The 3,068-nt window shown below is 31.7% G+C and carries 3 protein-coding genes; all 3 read right to left on the bottom strand.

Annotated features, from left to right (window positions below; genetic code table 11):
• Positions 1-171 precede the first annotated feature (171 nt).
• Complete coding sequence (locus KLA_RS16995; RefSeq protein ID WP_034647321.1) at positions 172-894, bottom strand: hypothetical protein; 723 nt, start codon at positions 892-894, stop codon at positions 172-174.
• 155 nt (positions 895-1,049) lie between these two features.
• A complete protein-coding gene (locus KLA_RS16990; RefSeq protein WP_034647320.1) occupies positions 1,050-1,979 on the bottom strand; it encodes a restriction endonuclease in 930 nt (309 codons plus the stop codon).
• Between the two features lie 135 nt (positions 1,980-2,114).
• Positions 2,115-3,017, bottom strand: coding sequence for an ATP-grasp domain-containing protein (locus tag KLA_RS16985; RefSeq protein WP_034647319.1), 903 nt, complete (start codon positions 3,015-3,017; stop codon positions 2,115-2,117).
• Positions 3,018-3,068: the final 51 nt, after the last annotated feature.

The following is a 3,068-nucleotide window of genomic DNA, read 5'->3' as shown; positions in this document are numbered from 1 at the left end:
TTCAATGTTTTGTTTATATGTGGTACAACGGGTTTGTATATGATGCGTTGCGTGTGTAAGCAACTAATTTAGCAAATAAAAACCGAATAGAAAATCCGCAAGGATTTTCGTAAGTAGGCTTTAACTAGCAATGGATTATATACGTTGTTAGCAAACGTATTTTATTCATTTTCAATATGCTAGTTCAAGCACAATTATTTTCCTATTTAGTTTATCGTTTAAATCAATGTCGTAATTCAGCATAACTCTTGCAGTCGATTCTGGAAATAGAAATCCAGCGTTTTTCTTTGTCTCATAAAATTCTTTATGAAATTCTCCTTTGTCTTTAATCGATTCCAATGCTTGTAAATATTTACCGATATAATTAAAATTCGGTGAGTTCATTTCACGGTTTATAATAGAATCATAATCAAATTCCGATATGTTTTCTCCATAACTTCTAGAGTAAGAGTATTCAGTTGTTCCGTCAGGATTTGTGTATTTATATCTCGATTTAACGTAAGGAATTGGGCTTTCCAAAAAGTTTAAAGAATCCGATTCTATTTTGTCAAAAGTACTATTCTTTAAAATCCAAACCGAGTCTGGAAATTCATAGATTTCAAGCCTCAAATCACTTACTTTAAATTTATTCCTAGCCTTTTCGGATATGCTTTTCCAGTTTTCAGTTTTTTCATCACGCAATTCGGTTAAAAACTGTCGATAGGCATTTTCAGTATCCAAATTCGGATATTGTCTTTTTAGAAAGTCATTTTCAAAATCGGAAACAAGGAAGTTCAAAGTCTTGATATTCTCTTTGCCTAAAACTTTGTCAAATTCCGATGTGTTGATTTCAGCTTTTTTGTCAGAGCAACTTATGAATAGAATAAAAAATATGAATGTTTTGATAAATTTCATTGGTTGGTCATATGTTTGCTAACGGTAGGTATAACCGAAGTTACGGGATTAAAGTTAATGTTTTTCGGCTTATCACAGACATTAGCAATTGGGAGTGGATTCGGACGTAGTCGAATCCGCCGTAATTGCGGTTATACATTGTTGTAACGCGTTTTTTATTCATCATCTTTCATTGAATCCCAAAAATCGGCATCTAATTTTTTGATTTCTATTGTTTGCTCAACTTGCATTCCGAGTCCATAATCATAGATATATTCTGCAAGTTGTTTTCCGTCTATTAGAACTAAAGTTGTCGAACCATTTAAGTTATTTGCATATTCGATAGCTCCTTTTGAATAATAAGATGTTGTGATAAATACTCCTTTATTCGATTGTGCAACTGCTAAAGCTCCGACAAATTTTTGTATTTCTTCACGTCCAATTGAACTGTCTATTTTATATCTTTTAGCTTGAATATGAATACGTCCAAGTCCAAGAACGTCTTCTTTAATAATGCCATCAATTCCGCCATCATTCGATACTTTTGTTACAAGACCAGAGTTTTCAATTTCTCCGCCATAACCCATTTTTTGAAGTAATAAAACAACTAATTTCTCAAATGCAGTTGGTGTTTTCGTTAAAATGGTATTTAAAATTTCTGTGTAAACAGATTTTCTGATATTTGAAAACGAAGAATACAATTTTTCTTGAGGAGTTAATTCAGATGATGAATCGTCAATAGTTAGTTGTTCTTCTGTCGTTTTTTTCTTTTGTCTTGTTGGTTCTCTTTTTTCAAGCTGTTGCTCAATGTATTTGTCAACCTTTTTTGGAGTTTTTAATAATTCAATTCCAGATTCGTTGATTTTGTACATTCCACGTTTTGGTTTATCTAAAAGTCCAGCCATATTTAAATAGCTTAATGCCCAAGAAATTCTGTCATAAAAAATATGTCCATTTCCAGAAGGATACATTTCGTTAACCTCTTCATCAGTTAGTCCAAAATGTTCAGATAATGGTTCAATGAAATCACGAAGTTTCATCGTTCCGTTTTTTGTTAATAATTCCATTACTGGAACTCTAATTTCATCGTGTTTCGGTATTGCCATTTAGTTTGTTTTCAAATGCGTTACAACGTGTTTGTGTATGATTTCGTTGCGTGTTTCAGCAACTAAATTAGTAAACTAAAACGAACCAGAGGAAATTCCGAAGGAATTTCCAAGTAGGCTAGAACTAGCAATGAATTATACACGGTGTTCTACGCAGTTTTTATTCAGTTCGTTATAATATTTATTCCTATTCGCATTGTCTGGAAGTCCAGCAACTTGTCCATCTCCTAATTCCATTATTATCCAACCTCCATTTTTCTTTTTAGCAACATCCATTGTAAAGAAATTGCTTTGTATGTTCTCTGCAATATTTTGGAAGAAATCAATATCAGGTTTTTCAGAATCATAATTTCCCTCGTCCCAATAATTGAAAATTTGAACAACTTTTTTATTTAAGAAAACAATTCTAAATTCTTTAGTTAATGGCATTTTGCTTTTCGAGTGTTCAGTTAGAAATTCTAGTTCTATAAACTCTCGGAAAACAATTCCCTTGTTCAAATAATCCCCTCGCAATTCTAGAAATCGATTGACTATTTCTAGAACTTTATTTTTGTCAGATGCGTTTGGAATAAAACAAGCGTCATTCCAATTATGTTTTTCTGATTTCACAAAATCTTTTACAATTATCGGCTTATTTCCAAATTCAGTTGACAACTCTAAAATACTGTTTTCGGAAATGTCTTTAGTCCAATTCGATTTTGGTGTTTCGTCAATTATTTTATCATAAGATTCTGGTAAATAATGACAATGTTTGTATTCCGTTGGATTGTTAACCAACTTAATATTCTTTTTTAAAAGTTCATTGTAAAACTGTTCGTAAATTTTCGGTGTCATCATCCAACCTCGATAAATTCCTAATTCTATTTTTTCGCAATTTTTAATGAATTTCAGAGAGTTATTTATATTTCCATCTTCTAGTTCCTCAAAGCTGAACAGTTCTGTTTCAAATCCGTTTTCTTTCGCAGAATTAAATTCAGATTCATAGTCTGGTTCGACTATTTTATTATCTATTACGCTGTCGTTAAATATGATTTTCATTGGTCTTGTAAATTGCGTAGAACGGTAGGTATAACCGAAGTTACGGGATTA

Source organism: Cellulophaga geojensis KL-A, from assembly GCF_000568425.1.
Lineage (GTDB): Bacteria > Bacteroidota > Bacteroidia > Flavobacteriales > Flavobacteriaceae > Cellulophaga > Cellulophaga lytica.
This window is presented reverse-complemented; position numbering and strand designations above follow the sequence as displayed.